This window comes from Pseudolabrys taiwanensis, from assembly GCF_003367395.1.
GTDB lineage: Bacteria > Pseudomonadota > Alphaproteobacteria > Rhizobiales > Xanthobacteraceae > Pseudolabrys > Pseudolabrys taiwanensis.
The window spans coordinates 757923-776916 of sequence record NZ_CP031417.1; the positions used below are offsets into that span (position 1 = coordinate 757923).

Sequence of the window (18994 nt, forward strand, 5' to 3'; positions counted from 1 at the left end):
ATGACGCAGGATGTGGACGATCCCGTAATCACCGAGGCCCTCAATTGGTTCGTGCGGCTGCGTGATGCCAAACTTAGCGAGTCCGACCGCCGGGCATTTGAGGCGTGGCTCGCGAAGGACGAGGCCCACGATGCAGCTCTGCGACACGCAGAGGCGCTCTGGAAGCGTTTCGACATCGCTCAGCCGGAGTTCGACAAGCTTCGCCATCCTTCGTCTCTTTCCCGCCGCAACCTCTTGCTGGGCTCCCTCGCGATTGCCGCTGGGAGCGCTGGTTTTTATGCCGTCTATGGCCCTGATGTCTTCGTGGATCATCGAACCGCCATTGGAGAGCGCCGGACGATCTCCCTCGCTGACCAAAGTACGGTCGAACTCGGCAGCAATTCGGCATTGTCGCTCGCGTTTACCGCTGAGCGCCGTGAGGTCGTCCTTCACCGTGGAGAAGGCTTTTTCGACGTGGCGCCGGACGGGCAGCGTCCCTTTATCGTCCTTGCGGCTGGCGGAAGCACCAAAGCGCTCGGGACACGTTTCGACATCAAGTATGTCGACAACGTCGTAAACGTCGCTGTCATCGAGCACGCCGTTACGGTCGAAGCGGCTTCGTCGCCGATCTTGATGATCGATAAGGGTTGGCAGGTCTGTTACGATAAAGCGCGTTTGAGCAAGCCCTCGCCCGCGAATTTGGAATCTGTCGAAGCTTGGCGGCGGGATCGGCTGGTGTTTGATGACGTACCGCTTCGAAGAGTCTTGGCTGAGCTCGATCGCTATCGTCGTGGGCGGATCGTGCTGCTGGACAATCAGGTCGGGAAAATAGCTGTGACCGCTATTTTCGATACCAAGCAGGTGGACGCGGCCCTTAGGACCATAGCGGACACACTGCCGGTCCGGATATTTCATGCGACAGACTACCTCACTCTCGTGTCCGCCGCAGGCTAGCCAAGGCGACCGATTTTTTTAAAAAGACATTCATTTGCTGCGTGCCCCCCGGTGTCAATTACATGAGGGGGCGCGGGGGGTGCCCTCATGACCGCTGATCCGCCGCACGGGATCGGCTCGTAAGTGAGGCAAGACAGTATATGTCAAATACGGACTGTGGGTTTTCGTTCGGCATCCGGTCGCACCGCCTGCTGACAAAATCGGCATTGCTTTGTACGGCCGCCGTTGTCGTGACGCTTCTATCCGGCCCAGAAGCCGTGTCCATCGCACGCGCTCAGACTTCCGCGACCGACGCTGGAGCCATCGATTTTGATATCAATCCCCAACCACTTTCGCAGGCGCTCGTAAGCTTCTCGAATGCAGCCGGCCTGCAGCTGTTCTTCAACGTCGATATCGCCCGCGATATTCAATCGCCCGGCGTGCGAGGGCGGTTGAGCCGGAGGGAGGCCCTCAAGCGCATCCTCTCGGGATCAGGACTCGAGTACAAGTTCACAAATGCTACCACGGTTACCATTCGCTCGGCAGCGAATGCGCAGCAGCCGCCGACGGATGGAAGCATTGTCCTGGATGTGATTGAAGTGACCGGCGGGAGCGGCGGCGTCATCACCGCGGACGGTTACGTCGGAAAGAGCAGTGCCACAGGCACTAAGACAGACACTCCCTTCATTGAGACGCCTCAGTCGATATCTTCTGTGACCGAAGCGCAACTGGAGGATCGCAAGCCTCAGTCGCTGCTCGACGCCATCGCCTATACGCCGGGCGTTCGCGTCAACGCCTACGGAACGGATCCGCGCTACGATTCCTTCTTCGTGCGCGGCTTCAATGTAACCAATACGGGCGTCTTTCGCGACAATCTCCGTCAGCCCGCCGCCGGATACGGCATCTTTCTGACGGAGCCATACGGCATCGAGGGCATCTCGATCCTGCGCGGCCCATCTTCGGCGCTTTACGGCGCAACCGGTGCGGGGGGACTCTACAATGTGATCACCAAGCGGCCGACCATGACGCCGCTGCGCGAAGTCGAGGTTCAGTACGGCACGCACGATCGGAGGCAGGCGCAGTTCGATCTATCCGGTCCGGTTCCAGGCACGGACTCCTTTTACTATCGTTTAACGGGGCTCGGGCGCCTGTCGGATACGGAATTTGCATCCGTGCCAGACGACCGGGTCTATATCGCGCCGGCTCTTACGTGGAGGCCGGATTCGGACACCAAGTTCACTTTTCTCAGCGAGTATTCCCGCTCCAAGAGTGGGGGCAATCCCGCGTACTACAACGACTACTACGGGCACGTGAGCCCGTTCGAGGCCGGCGACCCAGCTTTTGGGGATCTGGTGCACGAGCAAGGACGCGTCGGCTGGGAGTTCGAGCGGCGGCTCAGCGATGTATTCACATTCCGGCAGAACGCGCGTTATTCGATACAAGATATCGATGCCAAGTACGTCTATGCGTATAATGGCGCGCAGCACGCTCTCGATCCGACGCTTGTAGATCGAGGCTCAGGCTATGACGTCCAGCGGCTTGAGGCCTTCGTTATCGACGATCAGATCGAGGCGAAGTTCTCGACAGGCGCGCTGAACCATACTGTTGTAAACGGGGTGGATATCACCTGGGCGAAGTATCGGGCGTTGGCCGGATCCGGCAGTGTGGCGCCTCTGAACACGCGCAACCTCAATTATGGGCAGGCGATCGCAACACCCGATCTCACCTCCCGTACCGATCAGCGTCAGTTCCAGACGGGTGTCTATACGCAGGATCAGATCCGCTACGAGGCATGGACCCTGACCGTGGGCGGTCGCCATGATTGGGTCTCGACCAAGACGGACAGCACCGATCTCACCAACGGTGCCGCGTCATCGCTGGATCAGACGGACAAACAGTTTTCCGGCCGCGTCGGATTGTCTTACAAAACAGCATTCGGCGTTGTCCCCTATATAAGCTATTCAACCGCGTTCTCGCCGAACGTCGGCTGGAATAAGACGACGAACGCGCCCTTCAAGCCGACGACAAGCACGCAGCAGGAGGCCGGCGTCAAGTATCTGCTTCCAAACGCCAACGTGATGCTGACCGCCGCCGTATTCAACATCGATCAGGAAAACGGCCTCTTCTACGAAGTCATCAACGGCGTCAACACGCAGGTGCAGCGCGGCAAGCTTCGTTCGCAGGGCGTCGAGCTCGAAGCGGTGGCGAGCCTCGATAACGGTCTCTCACTGTCCGGCTCCTATACCTATACTGATCTTAAGATCCTGGAGGGGCCTTCCACCACAGTCGGCAAATACGTGTCGAGCGTGCCGTTCCACACGGCGGCGCTTTGGGCGAACTACAAACTGCCGGCCGGCGCTTTCTATGGCTTCAGCGTAGGCGGCGGCACTCGCTTGATCGGAACGAGCTATGGCGATGACCAGAACACGATCGTGAACAGTGCCCGCGTTCTTATCGATGCTTCGTTGCGCTACGACCTCGCTGCCCTTGATCCGAAGCTGAAGGGCACGAGTCTGCAGGTCAATGCCACTAACGTCTTCGACCGCCGCGACACTACGTGCACATCGGGTTACTGCTATCTCGATCCGGGCCGCACGGTCATCGCAAGCCTGAAATACAATTGGTAGGCGTGAGACAGTCCGGGCCGCGCGTGACGGGCACGCGCGGCTTATGTCGATGTCATTGCGTATTCGCCTGGGAAAGAAGTTGGAGTGGAATATGCGTGGGCTGTTCACCCTCATCCACCGGTGGATTGGACTGGCCATTGCCACGTTCATTGTTGTGAGTGGACTGACCGGCGCGGTCATATCCTGGGATCACGAACTCGATGAACTGATCAATCCGCACCTGCTGCTTAGCCCGCATGTGGGTGCGAGAGTGCCGCCGCTTGATATTATCAGCCACGCGGAGACGTCTGAGCCACGGGCTTTTGTCGTCTATATGGCCCTCGATCCGGAGCCGGGTCGCAACTACGAAGTCATGCTTGAGCCGAAGGTCGATCCGGCCACCGGCAAGCTCTACAATCTCGATTTCAACCGCATCTACTATGATTCCGTCACCGGAGCGGAGGTTGGGCGGCGTAACTGGGGCGCCGCGTGGCCCATTACCCGAGAGACGTTTGTCTCCTTTCTCTATAAGCTTCATTATATGTACCACATACCCGAAATGTGGGGGACGGACCGATGGGGCTATTGGCTCCTCGGCATCGTCGCACTGGTGTGGACTCTAGATTGTTTCGTAGGCTTTTATCTGACGCTGCCATTACGGCGGAAGGAGCGCGAGGCGACTCCAAGCAAGGGCTATTGGGCGCGCTGGAAGCCGGCTTGGCAGATCAAGACAAGCGGTAGCGCTTATCGGATCAATTTCGATGTCCACCGCGCTTTCGGATTGTGGTTCTGGGTGCTTCTCTTCATTGTGGCCTTTACCGGCTTTTCATTGAACCTTTATCGGGAGGTTTTTTACCCGATGATGTCGATGGTGTCGCAAGTGACACCGGATATCTTCATGACCCGCGAGCCTACGCCCATCGGCAAGCCCATTACGCCCAAGCTCACATTCGACGCGGTTCTTGCCAAAGGCGAGATCGAAGCCAGCAGACAAGGCATCAAGGAGCCGCCCGGCGGAGTGTTCTACGCGACGCAGTGGGGCGTCTACGGTGTGTTGTTCTTCAAGTCCGGCGACGATCACGGCTCCGGTGGCGTCGGGCCAGCCCTTCTGACATTCGACCAGGAGGATGGAAGGTATCTCGGTCGACGCATTCCATGGGAGGGTACAGCGGCCGATATCTTCTTGCAGGCACAGTTCCCCTTGCACTCTGGACGCATCCTTGGCTTGCCAGGCCGGATCGCGATTTCGCTGCTCGGTCTTGCTTGCGCGGCACTGGCGGTCACAGGCGTCGTGATTTGGTATCGTAAGCGTCGGGCACGCATCCGTGTCCGCATTGCTGAGCGCGAGCGGCTAAATCGCCAGGTAGCGGTTGTTTAAGCCGTGTGGCACTACGGACGCTTAGTCCAAGTTTTGTAGGCTGTCGGCGATCCGCCCCATTTGGGGGGGCATACCGCCTAGCATGCTGCGCGCGTGGAGAGCCGTCCCGGGGGCAGTGGGTGCCGCGTCCCGCCTGCGGCCTCATGGCGAACACGACTTCGGCGTGATTGAACAGGCTGGCGTCTGTTATTTCTGGAAGATCGACTACTACGACCTCCTGCATCGTTACGCTTTGCCGGATGCCGTCGACCCGACCGCCACCCATCGTGGTCTGACGATCACGCGGGCGGACGGATATTGAGACGGCCGTTGTCCTTCAAAAAGTGGAGGCCCGTTCGGGCCTCCTCGCTTTCTGAGTTCGGGAGCCGGCCGAGAATCTGACATTTCGCGTCCCGTGGCTGTGGGCGCAGGCTGCGTCTCGTGGCCGAGTAGGTGGGGGTGCGGCCCAGAATTCCTTTTAACATTCAAAGGCCCGTTTTGGCCCTCACCTTCGGCTAAGTGCTTGCAGGGCCCCAGTTTGCCACCTCTCTCGACCGCACCAATCTGTTTTGTTGTATGTTTTTCAGGTGGATAGGCGTTGGCCCACCGGCCAGACGCCTGTCACTCCCAGGCGAACACGCGGCCCCAATCGCGCTTGATGTCGACGATGGTCCAGCCCCTCGCTGCGGCCTCGTCGAGCGCCTTGTCGAGCCGGCCGACGGACGATTGCCGGTCATAGGCGTATTCGCGTTCGGCGTCGGTATGATGCACGAGACCCATGAAGCGGGCGCCGGCACCGGCCGCGGTCCATTGCAGCATCTGTAGATCGCCGTCGGAATTGCCGAAGGCGAATATCGGCCGCCGGCCGATGAAGCGATTGATGCCAACGGGCTTGCCCGAGCCGTCGTCGACGAACTCGGTCTTGGCGAGCTTCATCAGAACGGGTTTGCCATCGGCACCCATGTCGAATTGCGTTACGGCGGACGAGCCGACCACCTGTTCCGGCGGGATGCCATAGATCTTCTCGGTCCAGGGCCGCATGAACTCGATGCCGCCGCCGGAGACGATGAAGGTCTTGAAGCCGTTCGCGCGCAGATAACCGAGAAGCTCGAGCATCGGCTGGTAGACGAGATCGGTGTAAAGTCGATTGAAGCGCGGATGCTTTGCGGTCGCGATCCAATCCAGCACGGCCTGGCGGAAATCGTCCGTCGTCATGCCGGCGTGCGTCGCGGCGATCACAGCCAGCACGCTCTTTTCACCGTTGGCGGTGAAGGTCTTCATGTCCTTTGCCAGAAGCGAGCGAAAGGGCTCTTCGGTCTTCCATTCGGGATGTTGCGGCGCCAGGGCGCTCACGCGGTCGAAGGCGAAGGCGACCTGGAAATAGACCGGCTGTTCGCACCATAGCGTGCCGTCATTGTCGAAGACGGCGATGCGCTCCGGCGCCGGCACGAAATCGGACGAACCGTCGGCTGTGACTCGTTCGACGAAGGCGGTGACGGCCGTCTTGACGGCGCCGTCGTTCCAGGAGGGCAGAGGGTCGTTCTGCGCCAGCGCGACATGACAGGCCAGCAAAAGCAGGGACAGGGCAGCAGCGAGCCCGCGCAGGATCAGAGCCGGCTGACGACGCATGACACGCTCCGCGCAATGATCGGGTGGAGGCGCCGGCCCGTAGCGCGGGGCCGGACGCCGCCGAGGCGAGCTACCGCGCCCGTTGCTGAATCTGCTGTTGGATCATCTCATTCAGGCGCGCGCGTATGCGTTCGGGATCGATCTGCTCCCTGAGGCGGGCCCGGTCCTTAAAGCCCTCCATCGTGCTTTCCATGATGCTCGCTGGATTGAAACTCGGCGGGAACGAGCGCGGCGGAAAGTCCTTGAACGTGGACACGAACTCGAAGATGTCGTCGATCAGGCCGTACATCAGTTGGACGTGGTTGAGCTGCCAGTCCCAGAAGGTATTGGAGGTGATGTCGGCGCGCTCGAACGGGTCCTGGAATAGGTTGTATATCTTCTGCAGGCGCAATGTCGTGAAGGGCTCGGCCCAGACTTCCAAGGTGCCCGGCGAACGTTGCTCGGAAAAGACGTACTTGTAATCGCCCTTGCGCATGGCGACCAGCAAGCCGTCGTCGTCGGAGTAGAAGAATGTCGACCGTGCGCTCTTCAGATTGTTGTTGTTTGTCACCGAACCGCGCACGCCGCGCAGGAATTGCGACTGGTCGTGACCGTCGAGGTGGACCTTGTAGTTGATGCCGTTCGCGGTGTAGCCGGCCTTGAGCTTATTGATGATGTCCGGCTCGCCGGCGATGGCGCACAAGGTCGGAACCCAGTCGTTGTGGCTCATGATCTCGTTGGTGATGGTGCCGGGCTGGACCACGCCTGGCCAGCGCACCAGGCACGGTACGCGGAAGGCGCCTTCCCAGTTGGTGTTCTTTTCCGAGCGGAACCAGGTCATGGCGCCGTCGGGCCAGGTGTTCATGTGCGGACCGTTGTCGGTCGTGTAGACGACGACGGTGTTGTTGGCGACGCCGAGATCGTCGAGTGTCTTGAGCAGCGCGCCGACGGTCTCGTCGTGCTCGATCATGCCGTCGATATATTCGCTGTCGCCGTGCGTGTAGCGGCCGCGATGCGATGGCCGCACATGCGTGCGTAGATGCATGCGCGTGGAGTTGAACCAGCAGAAGAACGGCTTGCTGGCGCGGACCTGCCGCTGCATGAAGTCGATCGCGGCGGCCGAGGTCTCGTCGTCGATGGTCTCCATGCGCTTCTTGGTGAGCGGCCCGGTGTCCTCGATGGTCTGCTTGCCGATCTTGCCGAAGCGCGGATCGACGGTGGGATCGTCGCGGTCGCTGGCCTTGCAGCGCAGGACGCCGCGCGGGCCATATTTGGCGCGATAGGCCGGGTCTTTGGGATAATCGGGCAGTTCGGGCTCTTCCTCGGCATTGAGATGGTAGAGATTCCCGAAGAACTCGTCGAAGCCGTTCACCGTCGGCAGCGCTTCATTGCGATCGCCGACGTGGTTCTTGCCGAACTGGCCGCTGGCATAGCCGAGGTTCTTCAGCAGCCCGCCGATCGAGGGATCGAGCTGACTCATGCCCATCGGCGCGCCGGGAAAGCCGACCTTGGACAGACCCGTGCGGATGATGTGCTGGCCGGTGAGAAAGGCCGAGCGCCCGGCGGTGCAGGACTGCTCGCCATAGTAGTGGAGGAACTTGAGACCGTCGCGTGCGATGCGATCGATGTTCGGGGTCTCGTATCCCATCAGCCCTTGCGAATAGGTGCTGAGGTTGGTCGTGCCGATGTCGTCGCCGAAGATGACGAGGATGTTCGGCTTGGCGCCCGACGGGGCGGCCGGCGCCGGCGCGGGTCGTTGCTGGGCTTGCGCCCGGGCCGGTGACGGCGAGGTGAGGGCCGATACGGCCATCAATGTCGTGCCGGCCATCAGAATGTTGCGCCGGCTCAGCGTGCTGTTCGATCGTGGTTCGTCGCCATTGGCCATGGCTTCCTCCTTGACGCTCCCCGAACTTGCATTTTCTCCGTTGCTTTCGCCCTTCTGCGCGGGCGCTCAGGTCTTCAGCCTGTTGATTGCTTTCGGCAGCGGCTCCGACTTATGTTTCTTGCAATAGGCCGCGACCTTTTCCGCGTTCTGCTTCAAGCGGCGGAAATCGAGCACGTTGTCGTTTCTGGTCGCGCTGTAATATCCGCTCATCCAATAGCCGACGAATTCGCGGCTGGTCTGGTCGTAGCCGAGCCAGTCACCGCAGGTGATCTGGTTCATGTCGAGATTGACCTGGGCGGTTGCCGGCATGGAAACGGCTCCCGCCATCACGGCGCCAGCGATGAGTATCGTTCGCAGCATGGCTCTTCTCCTCATTGCGCGCCGGTCGCCCGATCGAGACCGGACATGACGGTTTCCCGGCGGTTGAATTTGCACCAGTCCTTGATCTTGGCGATGTTCTTTTGATGCGTGACGAGGTCGATCGTCGTCTTGCCGGTCTGGTAGCTGTACCAGCCGCTCAGCCATGACGAGAAATTGCGCGACTGCTCCGGCGACATTGCGAGGTATTGCTCGCATTTGATGTCGCCCATGCGCACGGTCAGTTGCGCGTGCGCGGTCGATGAAAGCCCTCCGGCAGCGAGAGCCAACGCTGCTGCAAGCAGTATTGCACGTGAATATTTCATGATGTCTTCGCCTCCCGGATGACGCAACGGAATCCGATGTGACTGGTGGATGTATCGATCGGCTGCGCGTGGCGCGCGGCCGGGCGGTAGCGGCGGCAATAATTCGGTGCGCATAGATGAGAGCCGCCTTTGAGCACCTTGCGGGGAATCCGGATCGCCGGCTGGCGCGGATCGTAGCTGTCCTGTTCTCGGCCGCCGCGTGGATTGTCAGGAATGCAGCAGGCTTTTGCCGCATCGGCCTGATGGCGCGGGGCGTACCAATCGCCGGTCCATTCCCAGACGTTACCGATCATGTCGTGGAGGCCGTAGCCGTTCGCCGGAAAGCTGCCGACCGGCGTGGTGCGCTCGAAGCCTCGCCACTTGCGGCGCTTGCGCGGGAATTCCCCGACCCAGGTGTTCGCCATGGCGTGGCCGTGCGGCGTGAATTCGGCGCCCCAGGCGAACTCGGCGCCGTCGAGGCCGCCGCGCGCGGCGAACTCCCATTCGGCTTCGGTCGGTAAGTCCTTGCCGGCCCAGCGCGCATAAGCGAGCGCGTCGGCATGCGCGACGTGCACGACCGGATGATCCATGATGTCGTCGATGGAGCTGTCCGGTCCGTAAGGGTGGCGCCAGTCGGCGCCCTTAAGGAAGGTCCACCACTGGCTTATGTCATCAAGTTCGACGCGATGGCGCGGCGGGACAAACACCAGCGAGCCCGCATACAGCATGTGCGGCAGCGCGCCGGGATAATCCTTCGCATCTGGGACGGCCTCGGCCACCGTGACATGGCCGGTGGCTTGCACGAACGCAGCGAAGGCACTGTTGGTAACAGGGTATCGATCAATCCAGAAGCTATCGACGGTCACGCGATGGACCGGAGCTTCTTCGGTATAATGATGGTCCGATCCCATGCGGAATGTTCCGCCGGGAATGTCGATCATAACGTCGCCGCGCTCCTCGCTGGGAGCGCTCGCAGCCTCTACCGTCGCACGCAACAACGACACCGCTGTCCCCCATGACGCGACCGTCACGGCATTCGTCAAAGCGTCGCGCCGCCAACGAGCGCTTTCAACTGACGAAGGCGTGATATCGCGACGTACGCAACGAATGCTGACTCATACCGGTCAACACTGCGAACCATTTCGTTCGAATAGGTCGCACATTGAAGCGTGGCCTAAGTGGTAAAACCCTGCGCAGGTCAGTCGCAGCGCATGAAATATTCGCGCTTACACGGCCGCCGACGATTACGTGTCGTCACTTTTTCGCGCTGACAAAGAAGACGGGTGGGCGCCAAGGTGAGGTGGCCAATAGAAAAGGCACCTGTGCGCCCGCAGGGCGGTATCGGCTTCGGGGGGCAAGGGTCTTCGGCGCGGCGCCTTTGCGCGCTAGATCCAAATCGATCGCGTGACGACATACACGCCGACCGCGATCACGATACCGGCGAAGATGCGCGAGAGCGCATGTTTGTGGCCCGACAGGTGGCGGGCGAGGCGGATGCCGAGGACGCCCCCGGCCGCGCCGCCAGCGATGAAGAGGCCGGCGAGCGGCCAGTCGACAAAGCCGGACACCGCGTAGCTCGCAGCGGTGGTCATACCGAGGGCGGTTACCGATACGAGCGACGAGCCGATGGCGTTGATCAGCGGCATTGCCGTCGCGGCGATCAGGCCCGGTACGACCAGAAAGCCGCCGCCGATACCGAAGAAGCCGGACAACAGGCCGACCAGCAAGCCGATGCCGACGAGCCACGGCAGCAGGTGCGCGACATTGGCGCTCGAGAGTTTGACGTGCGGGTTGTCGCCGGACTTGCGCGGCCGCAGCAGCAACAGGCCAATGACGATCATCAGGGCACCGAAGGCCGCGAGCAGGCGCGTGCCATCGACCATCTTGCCGATCTGCGCGCCGCCGGCGGCGCCGATCATGCCGGACACGGCGAAGGCCAGCGCACAGGGCCACTTTACGGTGCGGGCGCGGGCATGACCGAAGAGGCTGACAGCGGCGTTCGCCGCGACCGCGACGGCGCTCGTGCCGATGGCGACATGGGCGTTCGGCACGCCGACGACATAGACGAGCAGCGGCACGGCGAGGATCGAGCCGCCGCCGCCGACGAGGCCGAGCGAGAAGCCGACGACACCACCCGAGGCGATCGCCAGCGCTGTCTGCAGCAGCGTCATTTCGCCGGCGCGTAGGTGCGCTTGTTCCAGGGCATCACGGCGAGGATGCGCGCCATGCCGCAGAAGCCGGTGGTGCCGGCTACGAGCAGACCCGCGCCGACGAAGCCCGACAAGGCATAGAAGCCGGGATTGACGAAAGCACCGAGCAGCACGCCGATGAGCACCAGCGAGCCGGCGCCGATCTGAACCTGCCGCATGATGTCGATCGGCTGGTTGCGGTCGAGCGTGACCGGCAGCCCGGCCTTCTTCCAGGCGTCGATACCGCCCTCGAGCACATAAGTCTCGCAGGCACCGGCGGCTGAAGCGAGCCGCGCGACATTGCCTTTGGTGCGCGCGCCGGACCGGCAGTGAAAGACCAAAATGTCGTCGCCATCGCGCGCAACGCTACCTTGGCCCAACTGGCTCAAGGCGTGATGGCGTGCGCCTGGAATGTTCTCGCGCGCATATTCGTCGCGCTCGCGGATATCGATCAGCACGGCGCCTTGCCGCATGAGCTCGGCGGCGCGCGCAGGGGAGATGGTTTTCATGTCAGTCATGGTTCGCTCTTCTTTCTTGGTTTTGCCACCGGTCTTGGCGGAGTTCAGGGGCAGTAGATGTCCTTCAGCAGCATCAGCAGGCGCGCGGCGTTCTGATCGGCGATGCGGTAAAACACCGTCTGCGCCTCACGCCGTGTCGCCAACAGCCCTTCCTCGCGCATCTTGGCGAGATGCTGCGACAGCGCCGACTGGCTGAGGCCGACGGCGCTGACGAGGTCGCCGACCGCCATCTCGCCTTTGAGCGCCAGGCGGCACAGAATGAGCAAACGGTTCTCGTTCGCGAGCAACTTGAGCAGCGCCGCCGCCTCCGCCGCCTTGCGTTCGAGTTCCGCCATGCCGGTATCGTCCGGCGCTTTGGTGCGTTTTGCGCTGTGAGGAGCCATGGAGGCCTCTGTAAATTAGATATTGCTAAATTAGTGTAGTCTAATATATAAGTCAAGTCCGAAGCCGGACGAAACGAGGATCAACAAGGAGTGCGCGCCATGCCCGCCACCAGCAAGGCAGAGATCAAGGCCTTCTTCGACGAACCCACCAATACCGTCAGCTATCTGGTGTGGGACCCCGCGACCAAGGAAGCCGCGGTGGTCGATCCCGTGCTGAACTTCGATCATCGCAGCGGCGAGGCGACCGTGCATTCGGCCGACGCCATGCTGGAGGAGGCGGAGCGGCTCGGGCTCACGATCACGCAGATTCTCGAGACGCACGCGCATGCCGACCACTTGTCCGGCGCGCCCTATATCAAGCTCAAGACCGGCGCCAAGATCGCGATCGGCGAGCACATCAAGGACGTGCAGCGCATCTTCCGTCCGGTGTTCAATGCCATGGACGTCTCAGGCGAAGGCTCGGAGTTCGATCATCTGTTCAAGGATGGCGAGCGCTTCAAAGTCGGCAGCCTCGACGGCGAGGTGATCTATACACCCGGCCACACGCCCGCCTGCGTCTCCTACAAGATCGGCGACGCCGTATTCGTCGGCGACACGATGTTCATGCCGGACTACGGCACGGCGCGTGCCGACTTCCCCGGCGGCGATGCGCGCCAGCTCTATCGTTCGATCCAGCGTGTGCTGTCGCTGCCTTCCGAGACGCGTCTGTTCATGTGTCACGACTATAAGGCGCCCGGCCGCGATCAATATGCGTGGGAGACCACGGTCGGCGAGGAGCGCGCGCGCAATGTGCACGTGCATGAGGGCGTCAGCGAGGACGACTTCGTCAAGATGCGCGAGACGCGCGATGCGACGCTCGCGGCGCCGCTGCTGCTCTTGCCGTCGATCCAAGTGAATATCCGCGCCGGCAAGTTTCCGCCGGCCGAGGCCAACGGCGTGCGCTATCTCAAGGTGCCGGTGAAGCTGGCGTCGTAGTCTGAATACTTGACGTCGTCATCTGGCGGCGTCCTGGCGCCGCAGAGGATTGTCCCAACTCAGCAACGCGCGATCCGCTGTGAGCAGCGTGGCATTATGATGGATCGCCGTTGCTGCGATGAGGCGGTCGGCCGGATCGCCGGGCAGCCCGTCGATCTCTGCGCCCAATATTGCGATGTCTCCGGACACCGGCAACTCTTGGGCGCCGCCGTCGATGATAACGCGACGGTGCTGAGCGGGCGACGTTGCCGCGCCAAGCCGTCCCTTGGCGGTCAACATGGCCATTTCCCAGAAGCTGATCGCACTGATTGCAAGCTCTCCGTCATTGAGAGCTTGCTCGCAAATTGTTCGGCTTCGAATCCCGAGACGCGGATTCTCGGTGGTGAGCCAGATTGCGACGTGAGTGTCGATCACGATCACTTCATCGCATTCCATTCGACATCGACCGGCGAAATGATGTCGCCTTTGATCACCAGATCGTCCTTCAAGGCGCCGATCAATCCCTTTTTCTTTTCCTTTTTGTGAGGCACCAACTCGACGACGGGCTTGCCGTCTTTGGTCACGACGACGGTTTCACCGGTCGCAGCCACTTCCTCGACGACCGCGAGGCAGTTTGCCTCGAACTCCGATGCTTTCATGGTCTTCGTCATGGGTGCTTCCCAACGTGACCGAAGATGGTGTCCGTTCGATATAGCAATGCGCCCCTACAACCACAAGGCGGCTCACGCCCAGCTCTTCACCTTCACGTAGGAGCCGGGCGCGTCCTCGATGGCCTTGAGCTTGCCGCCGCCGATCTCGCGCGCCGGCACCGTTTCGGCGTCGACCGCTTTCAACCAATCGAGCCAATCGGGCCACCAGGAGCCCGGATGCTCCGTGGCGGTCTTGAGCCAGGCGTCGACGTCGCTGCCCTTCGGCTTGTCGCCGGTCCAGTATTGATACTTCGGCTTCGCCGGCGGATTGATCACGCCGGCAATGTGTCCTGAGCCGGCCAGAACGAACCGGACCGGGCCGCCGAAATAGTGGGCGCCGTGCAGCACCGACTTCGCCGGGGCGATGTGATCCTCGCGCGTGGCGAGATCGTAGACCGGAATCTTCACCTTGCGCAGGTCGAGCTTGGTGCGGCCGAGCTCCATCTTGCCCTTGGTCAGCTTGTTATCGAGGTAGCAGTTGCGCAGGTAGAACGAGTGGTTGGCCGCCGGCATGCGCGTGGCGTCGGAGTTCCAATAAAGAATGTCGAAGGGCAGGGGCTTCTTGCCGCGCAGGTAGTTGTTGACGATGTACGGCCATACGAGGTCGTTCGAGCGCAGCATGTTGAAGGCGTTCGCCATGCGCGACGCCTCCAGATAGCCTTGGGCCTTCATGTGGCCTTCGAGGTGCTTGATCTGCGCCTCGTCGACGAAAACCAACAGGTCGCCGGCATAGGTGAAGTCGACCTGCGCCGCGAAGAACGTCGCCGATTTGACGCGGTCCTGCTTCTTGGCCGCGAGGTAAGCGAGGGTGATCGACAGGAGCGTGCCGCCGACGCAGTAGCCGATGGCGTTGAGCTGCGGCTCGCCGGTGATTTCCTTGACCGCGTCCATCGCCGCGATCACGCCGTCGCGCATGTACTGCTCGAAGCTCTTTTCGGCGAGCCGTCCGTCCGGATTGACCCAGGAGATCGTGAACACCGTGATGCCCTGGTCGACGCACCACTTGATGAAGGACTTCTCCGGGTTGAGATCGAGGATGTAGAACTTGTTGATCCACGGCGGCACGATGAGCAGCGGTGTCTTCAAGACCTCGGTGGTCGTCGCCTGGTACTGAATGAGCTGCATCAGCTCGTTCTGGAAGATCACCTTGCCGGGCGTGACCGCGAGATTGCGGCCGACCTCGAACAGCGAGGGGTCCGACTGGCGGATCTTCAGATAGCCTTCGCCGGCCTGGATATCCTCCGAGAGGAGTTGCATGCCGCGCACGAGGTTCTCGCCGTGCGAGGACAACGTCTCGCGCATCAGCTCGGGATTGGTCAGCACGAAGTTCGACGGCGAAATCGCGTTGGCGATCTGCCGGATGTAGAACTCGGCCTTCTTGCGCGTGCGCTCGTCGAGCTCGGCGTCCTTGACCAGGCGCTCGGCCCACTGCGTGGTGAGCAGATAGACCTGCTTGAGGAAATCGTAGAACTGGTTGCGCGACCATTCCGGGTCGGCGAAGCGCTTGTCCTTGGGATCGGGCGCGATGACTGGCTCGGCCGTCTCGCCGGCGAGGCGTTTGGCTGTCTGCGCCCATAACCCGAGAAAGGCGTGGCCGAGGCTCGCCTGCAGTTCCGTGGCGCGCTGCGGGTCCGACAGCCAGTATTCGATCACCTGGCCGATGGTGCGGACCACGTCGCTGATGTCGTCGGCGAGCTCCGGCTTGATCTTGCCTTCCTCGCGCGGCCGCAGATAGGCCGCGAGGGCCTTGCCGCCTTCCTCCACCATGCGCGCGGCATTGCGGGCGAAGGCCTCGATGTCGGCCGACGTCAGAGCAGGCGTTTCCCGGCCCGGGACTGCGCCCGGTTCTTTCACAGATTGGTCCATCCTCGTTCCGTCGCTTACCACCTCCCAAAGTGGCGGCGGCGGTCCTCCCTCGCAAGCTACGTGCCATCATGGCGCAGGCCGGCCCGTCCTTGCTGCGGCCATATTAGCCCCTTACCCGGCTTATGCTATAATTCCTTGAGTCTGCATCGATTTTGCGACGATCCCACAGGTTTCCGATAGGTATGCGACAGGCGAAGAGTGGAGCGGTAATGGGGGCCAGTCTGCTGGCCGCAGCGATGCTGCTCGGGCTCGTCGGCTGCGCGGCCGGGCCGGTGATCGGCGACCATCTGCCGGAGGCGGCGGGCGGCCTTCCGGCCGGGGCGCCGGCGCGGCCGGCCACGCCCTATCAATACCCCGCCGTTCATGACATGCCGCCGCCGCGCGACACCAAGCCGCTCAGCGACGAAGATCAGGCAAAGCTCGAAAAGGAACTGCAGGCGACGCGCGATCGTCAGGCGGCCCAGGCCGGCGACGACGCGGCGGCCGACGAGGAGCAGCCGGCGGTGGCGAAAAAGCCGGCCACGGGGGCCAAGGCGGGCAAGACGAGATAGAATACGGTGCCAAAAGCGGCGTTAATACTGGCGCCAAAGCGAACCCGTGATAAAAGCCAGCCGGGGTAACCCCTGTCGGCTGGCGAGGGCAGCCATCGCCTGATCCCGGACGGCCCGTCCGGGCCGTGGTGTCCAAACGGGAACGGTCAATAGGCAGGCGCAGGCAGGACGAAGGCGACTGAAGGTCTCAACCGATGGAAGAATTTTACCGCATCCGCCGCTTGCCACCCTACGTGTTTGAAGAGGTGAACCGGGCCAAGGCCAAAGCCCGCAACGCCGGCGCGGACATCATCGACCTCGGTATGGGCAACCCCGACCTGCCGGCCCCGCAACACGTCATCGACAAGCTCAAGGAGACCTTGGGCAAGCCGCGCACCGACCGCTATTCGTCCTCGCGCGGTATTCCGGGCCTGCGCCGCGCCCAGGCCGCCTATTACGAGCGCCGCTTTGGCGTGAAGCTCAACCCCGAGACGCAGATCGTCGCGACGCTCGGTTCGAAAGAGGGCTTCGCCAACGTCGCCCAGGCGATCACCGCGCCGGGCGACGTCATCATCGTTCCCGATCCGAGCTATCCGATTCACGCTTTCGGCTTCCTGATGGCCGGCGGCGTCATCCGTTCCGTCTCGTCCGACCCGACGCCGGATTTCTTCCTGCAGGTCGAGCGCGCCATCCGGCATTCGATCCCGAAACCGATCGCCATCGTGGTCTGCTATCCGTCGAACCCGACCGCGTTCACGGCCGATCTCGATTTCTACAAAGACCTCGTCGCCTTCGCGAAGAAGCACGACATCTTCATCCTGTCCGACCTCGCTTATGCCGAGGTCTATTTCGACGGCAATCCGCCGCCCTCCGTGCTGCAGGTGCCAGGCGCGATCGACGTCACCGTCGAGTTCACGTCGATGTCGAAGACATTCTCGATGGCAGGCTGGCGCATGGGCTTCGCCGTCGGCAACGAGCGCATCATCGCGGCGCTCGCGCGCGTGAAATCGTATCTCGATTACGGCGCCTTCACCCCGGTGCAGGTGGCGGCGACGGCCGCGCTCAACGGCCCGCAGGAATGCATCTCGGAGATGCGCGAGGTCTATACGCGCCGCCGCGAGGTGATGGTGGAGAGCTTCAGCCGCGCCGGCTGGGACATTCCGGCGCCGCGCGCTTCGATGTTCGCCTGGTCGCCCATTCCGGAGCCGTTCCGCGAGATGGGCTCGGTCGAATTCGCCAAGCTGCTGGTCGAGAAGGCCGAGGTCGCGGTCGCGCCGGGCACCGGCTTCGGCGAGCGCGGCGAGGGCTTCGTGCGCATCGCGCTCGTGGAGAACGAGCAGCGCATCCGCCAGGCCGCCCGCAACATCCGCCGCTTCCTCGAAAATGCGCCGACGCAGCTTCACAACGTCGTCCCGCTCGCGAACCGCCGTTAATTTAAGACAATGTCACAAGCCCTCCGCGTGGGCGTCGCCGGTCTCGGAACGGTCGGCGCCGCCCTGATCTCCCAAGTTGCACATCGGCGCGAGGCGCTCACGGCCCGCTGCGGCCGCGGCATCGAGGTCGTCGCCGTTTCGGCGCGGTCGCGCGGCAAAGACCGCGGCTTCGACCTCAAGAAGATGAAGTGGTTCGACGATCCGGTCGCGCTCGCGCGCGATGCGTCGATCGACGTCTTCGTCGAACTGATGGGCGGCTCCGGCGGCGTTGCCAAAGCAGCCGTGGAAGCCGCGCTCGCCGCCGGCAAGTCGGTGGTGACGGCCAACAAGGCATTGCTCGCCAAGCACGGCGTCAAACTCGCCGCGCTCGCCGAGAAAAACAATGTCGCGCTCAATTACGAGGCGGCGGTCGGCGCGGCCATTCCGATCGTGAAGACGTTGCGCGAAGGTCTCGCCGGCAACGAGATTGCGCGCATCTACGGCATCCTCAACGGCACCTGCAATTACATCCTGACGCGCATGGAGCAGGAGGGGCTGTCCTTCGCCGACTGCCTGAAGGACGCGCAACGGCTCGGTTATGCCGAGGCCGATCCGACCTTCGACATCGAAGGCCACGACACCGCGCAGAAGCTTTCGATCCTGGCTTCGCTCGCCTTCGGCACCAAGGTCGACGAGAGCGCGATCTATGTCGAAGGCATTTCGTCGATTGCGCCGGCCGATCTCGCCGCCGCCGACGAACTCGGCTATCGCGTGAAGCTTCTCGGCGTCGCTGTGAAGACGCCGCAGGGCATCGAGCAGCGCGTGCACCCGACCATGGTGCGCAAGGACTCGGCCATCGCGCAGGTGATGGGCGTGACCAATGCCGTGACCGTCGATGCATCCGGTATCAATCCGATCACCTTGATCGGGCCGGGCGCCGGCGGCGCCGCCACCGCCTCCGCCGTGCTGTCGGACATCGCCGACGTCGCGCGCGGCTTGCGCGTCATGCCGTTCGGGCGGCCGACGGCCAAGCTCGCCAGCGTCCGCAAGGCGCCGATGCAGCGCCACGAGGGCGGCTATTACATCCGCCTGCAGGCGCGCGACAAGCCGGGAACCGCGGCGACCATCGCCAAGCGGCTCGCGCAGCAGGAGATTTCGCTGGAGTCCATCGTCCAGCGGCACCGCAAGGGCGCGCCCGAAAGCGAGGTGAAGGGCGGCTCCGTCCCGGTTATCCTCATCACTTACGCGACGTCCGAGGATGCGGTGCGCAAAGCGCTTGCGGCGGTCGGGCGCGATAAGGTCATTTCCGGTCGCCCGCAGGTCATCCGGATCGAGAAGAACTGAGTTGTGAGATAGCAGCGGCCACCGACCGAGAGACGGTGACCTGCCATTGTTGAGGGGA

Annotated in this window: 19 protein-coding genes; 8 read left to right on the forward strand and 11 right to left on the reverse strand. The window is 62.5% G+C overall.

The window, feature by feature from the left end:
* The 4 genes from DW352_RS03620 to DW352_RS27270 all read left to right on the forward strand — a co-directional run bounded on the left by DW352_RS03620 (nucleotide 1) and on the right by DW352_RS27270 (nucleotide 5197).
* A complete protein-coding gene (locus tag DW352_RS03620) occupies nucleotides 1–933 on the forward strand; it encodes a FecR family protein (RefSeq protein WP_115688622.1) in 933 nt (310 codons plus the stop codon).
* Nucleotides 934–1364: 431 nt separating this feature from the next.
* Nucleotides 1365–3539 carry a TonB-dependent siderophore receptor gene (locus tag DW352_RS03625; RefSeq protein WP_425374649.1) on the forward strand — a complete coding sequence of 725 codons (2175 nt, stop codon included), beginning with the start codon at nucleotides 1365–1367 and terminating at the stop codon, nucleotides 3537–3539.
* A gap of 91 nt (nucleotides 3540–3630) precedes the next feature.
* Nucleotides 3631–4896, forward strand: a complete 1266-nt coding sequence (locus DW352_RS03630) for a PepSY-associated TM helix domain-containing protein (protein WP_115688626.1) — start codon at nucleotides 3631–3633, stop codon at nucleotides 4894–4896.
* A gap of 163 nt (nucleotides 4897–5059) precedes the next feature.
* On the forward strand, nucleotides 5060–5197 hold the full coding sequence (locus DW352_RS27270) for a DUF3768 domain-containing protein (RefSeq protein ID WP_245434310.1): 138 nt from the start codon (nucleotides 5060–5062) through the stop codon (nucleotides 5195–5197).
* Nucleotides 5198–5496: 299 nt separating this feature from the next.
* Here the strand turns inward: DW352_RS27270 and DW352_RS03640 are convergent, their stop codons facing one another.
* The 8 genes from DW352_RS03640 to DW352_RS03675 form a co-directional block, all read right to left on the reverse strand.
* Nucleotides 5497–6504: an HAD family hydrolase gene (locus tag DW352_RS03640; protein WP_115688630.1), complete on the reverse strand. Its 1008-nt coding sequence runs from the start codon at nucleotides 6502–6504 to the stop codon at nucleotides 5497–5499.
* A 70-nt stretch (nucleotides 6505–6574) separates the two neighbouring features.
* Nucleotides 6575–8368, reverse strand: a complete 1794-nt coding sequence (locus DW352_RS03645; RefSeq protein ID WP_115688632.1) for an arylsulfatase — start codon at nucleotides 8366–8368, stop codon at nucleotides 6575–6577.
* Nucleotides 8369–8434: 66 nt separating this feature from the next.
* Nucleotides 8435–8728, reverse strand: coding sequence for an HdeA/HdeB family chaperone (locus DW352_RS26665; RefSeq protein ID WP_162826766.1), 294 nt, complete (start codon nucleotides 8726–8728; stop codon nucleotides 8435–8437).
* Between the two features lie 11 nt (nucleotides 8729–8739).
* Nucleotides 8740–9051 (reverse strand): HdeA/HdeB family chaperone, encoded by a 312-nt coding sequence (locus DW352_RS03655; RefSeq protein ID WP_162826767.1) that lies wholly within the window; start codon nucleotides 9049–9051, stop codon nucleotides 8740–8742.
* Entirely contained in the window at nucleotides 9048–9971 is a 924-nt protein-coding gene (locus tag DW352_RS03660) for a formylglycine-generating enzyme family protein (protein WP_115688637.1), read from the reverse strand. Before DW352_RS03660 ends, DW352_RS03655 begins: the two co-directional genes overlap by 4 nt.
* A gap of 444 nt (nucleotides 9972–10415) precedes the next feature.
* Nucleotides 10416–11201, reverse strand: a complete 786-nt coding sequence (locus DW352_RS03665; protein ID WP_115688639.1) for a sulfite exporter TauE/SafE family protein — start codon at nucleotides 11199–11201, stop codon at nucleotides 10416–10418.
* A complete protein-coding gene (locus DW352_RS03670; RefSeq protein WP_115688641.1) occupies nucleotides 11198–11737 on the reverse strand; it encodes a rhodanese family protein in 540 nt (179 codons plus the stop codon). The genes DW352_RS03665 and DW352_RS03670 overlap by 4 nt, the downstream gene beginning before the upstream one ends.
* 44 nt (nucleotides 11738–11781) lie before the next feature.
* Entirely contained in the window at nucleotides 11782–12120 is a 339-nt protein-coding gene (locus DW352_RS03675; RefSeq protein WP_245434311.1) for an ArsR/SmtB family transcription factor, read from the reverse strand.
* Nucleotides 12121–12219: 99 nt separating this feature from the next.
* Here DW352_RS03675 and DW352_RS03680 point away from each other — a divergent pair, with 99 nt between their 5' ends.
* A complete protein-coding gene (locus tag DW352_RS03680) occupies nucleotides 12220–13095 on the forward strand; it encodes an MBL fold metallo-hydrolase (RefSeq protein ID WP_115688643.1) in 876 nt (291 codons plus the stop codon).
* A gap of 18 nt (nucleotides 13096–13113) precedes the next feature.
* On the opposite strand, the gene DW352_RS03685 is transcribed toward DW352_RS03680, so the two are convergent.
* The 3 genes from DW352_RS03685 to phaC all read right to left on the reverse strand — a co-directional run bounded on the left by DW352_RS03685 (nucleotide 13114) and on the right by phaC (nucleotide 15650).
* Nucleotides 13114–13515, reverse strand: a complete 402-nt coding sequence (locus DW352_RS03685) for a type II toxin-antitoxin system VapC family toxin (protein ID WP_162826768.1) — start codon at nucleotides 13513–13515, stop codon at nucleotides 13114–13116.
* Complete coding sequence (locus tag DW352_RS03690) at nucleotides 13512–13745, reverse strand: type II toxin-antitoxin system Phd/YefM family antitoxin (RefSeq protein ID WP_115688647.1); 234 nt, start codon at nucleotides 13743–13745, stop codon at nucleotides 13512–13514. The genes DW352_RS03685 and DW352_RS03690 overlap by 4 nt, the downstream gene beginning before the upstream one ends.
* Before the next feature lie 72 nt (nucleotides 13746–13817).
* Nucleotides 13818–15650, reverse strand: coding sequence for a class I poly(R)-hydroxyalkanoic acid synthase (gene phaC / locus DW352_RS03695; RefSeq protein ID WP_115688649.1), 1833 nt, complete (start codon nucleotides 15648–15650; stop codon nucleotides 13818–13820).
* Nucleotides 15651–15859: 209 nt separating this feature from the next.
* On the opposite strand from phaC, the gene DW352_RS03700 reads away from it, so the two are divergent.
* The 3 genes from DW352_RS03700 (at nucleotide 15860) to DW352_RS03710 (ending at nucleotide 18936) form a co-directional block, all read left to right on the forward strand.
* Nucleotides 15860–16201 carry a hypothetical protein gene (locus tag DW352_RS03700; RefSeq protein WP_210209922.1) on the forward strand — a complete coding sequence of 114 codons (342 nt, stop codon included), beginning with the start codon at nucleotides 15860–15862 and terminating at the stop codon, nucleotides 16199–16201.
* A gap of 194 nt (nucleotides 16202–16395) precedes the next feature.
* On the forward strand, nucleotides 16396–17613 hold the full coding sequence (locus DW352_RS03705) for an LL-diaminopimelate aminotransferase (RefSeq protein WP_115688651.1): 1218 nt from the start codon (nucleotides 16396–16398) through the stop codon (nucleotides 17611–17613).
* Nucleotides 17614–17622: 9 nt separating this feature from the next.
* Complete coding sequence (locus DW352_RS03710; protein ID WP_115688653.1) at nucleotides 17623–18936, forward strand: homoserine dehydrogenase; 1314 nt, start codon at nucleotides 17623–17625, stop codon at nucleotides 18934–18936.
* The last annotated feature ends 58 nt before the right edge of the window (nucleotides 18937–18994 follow it).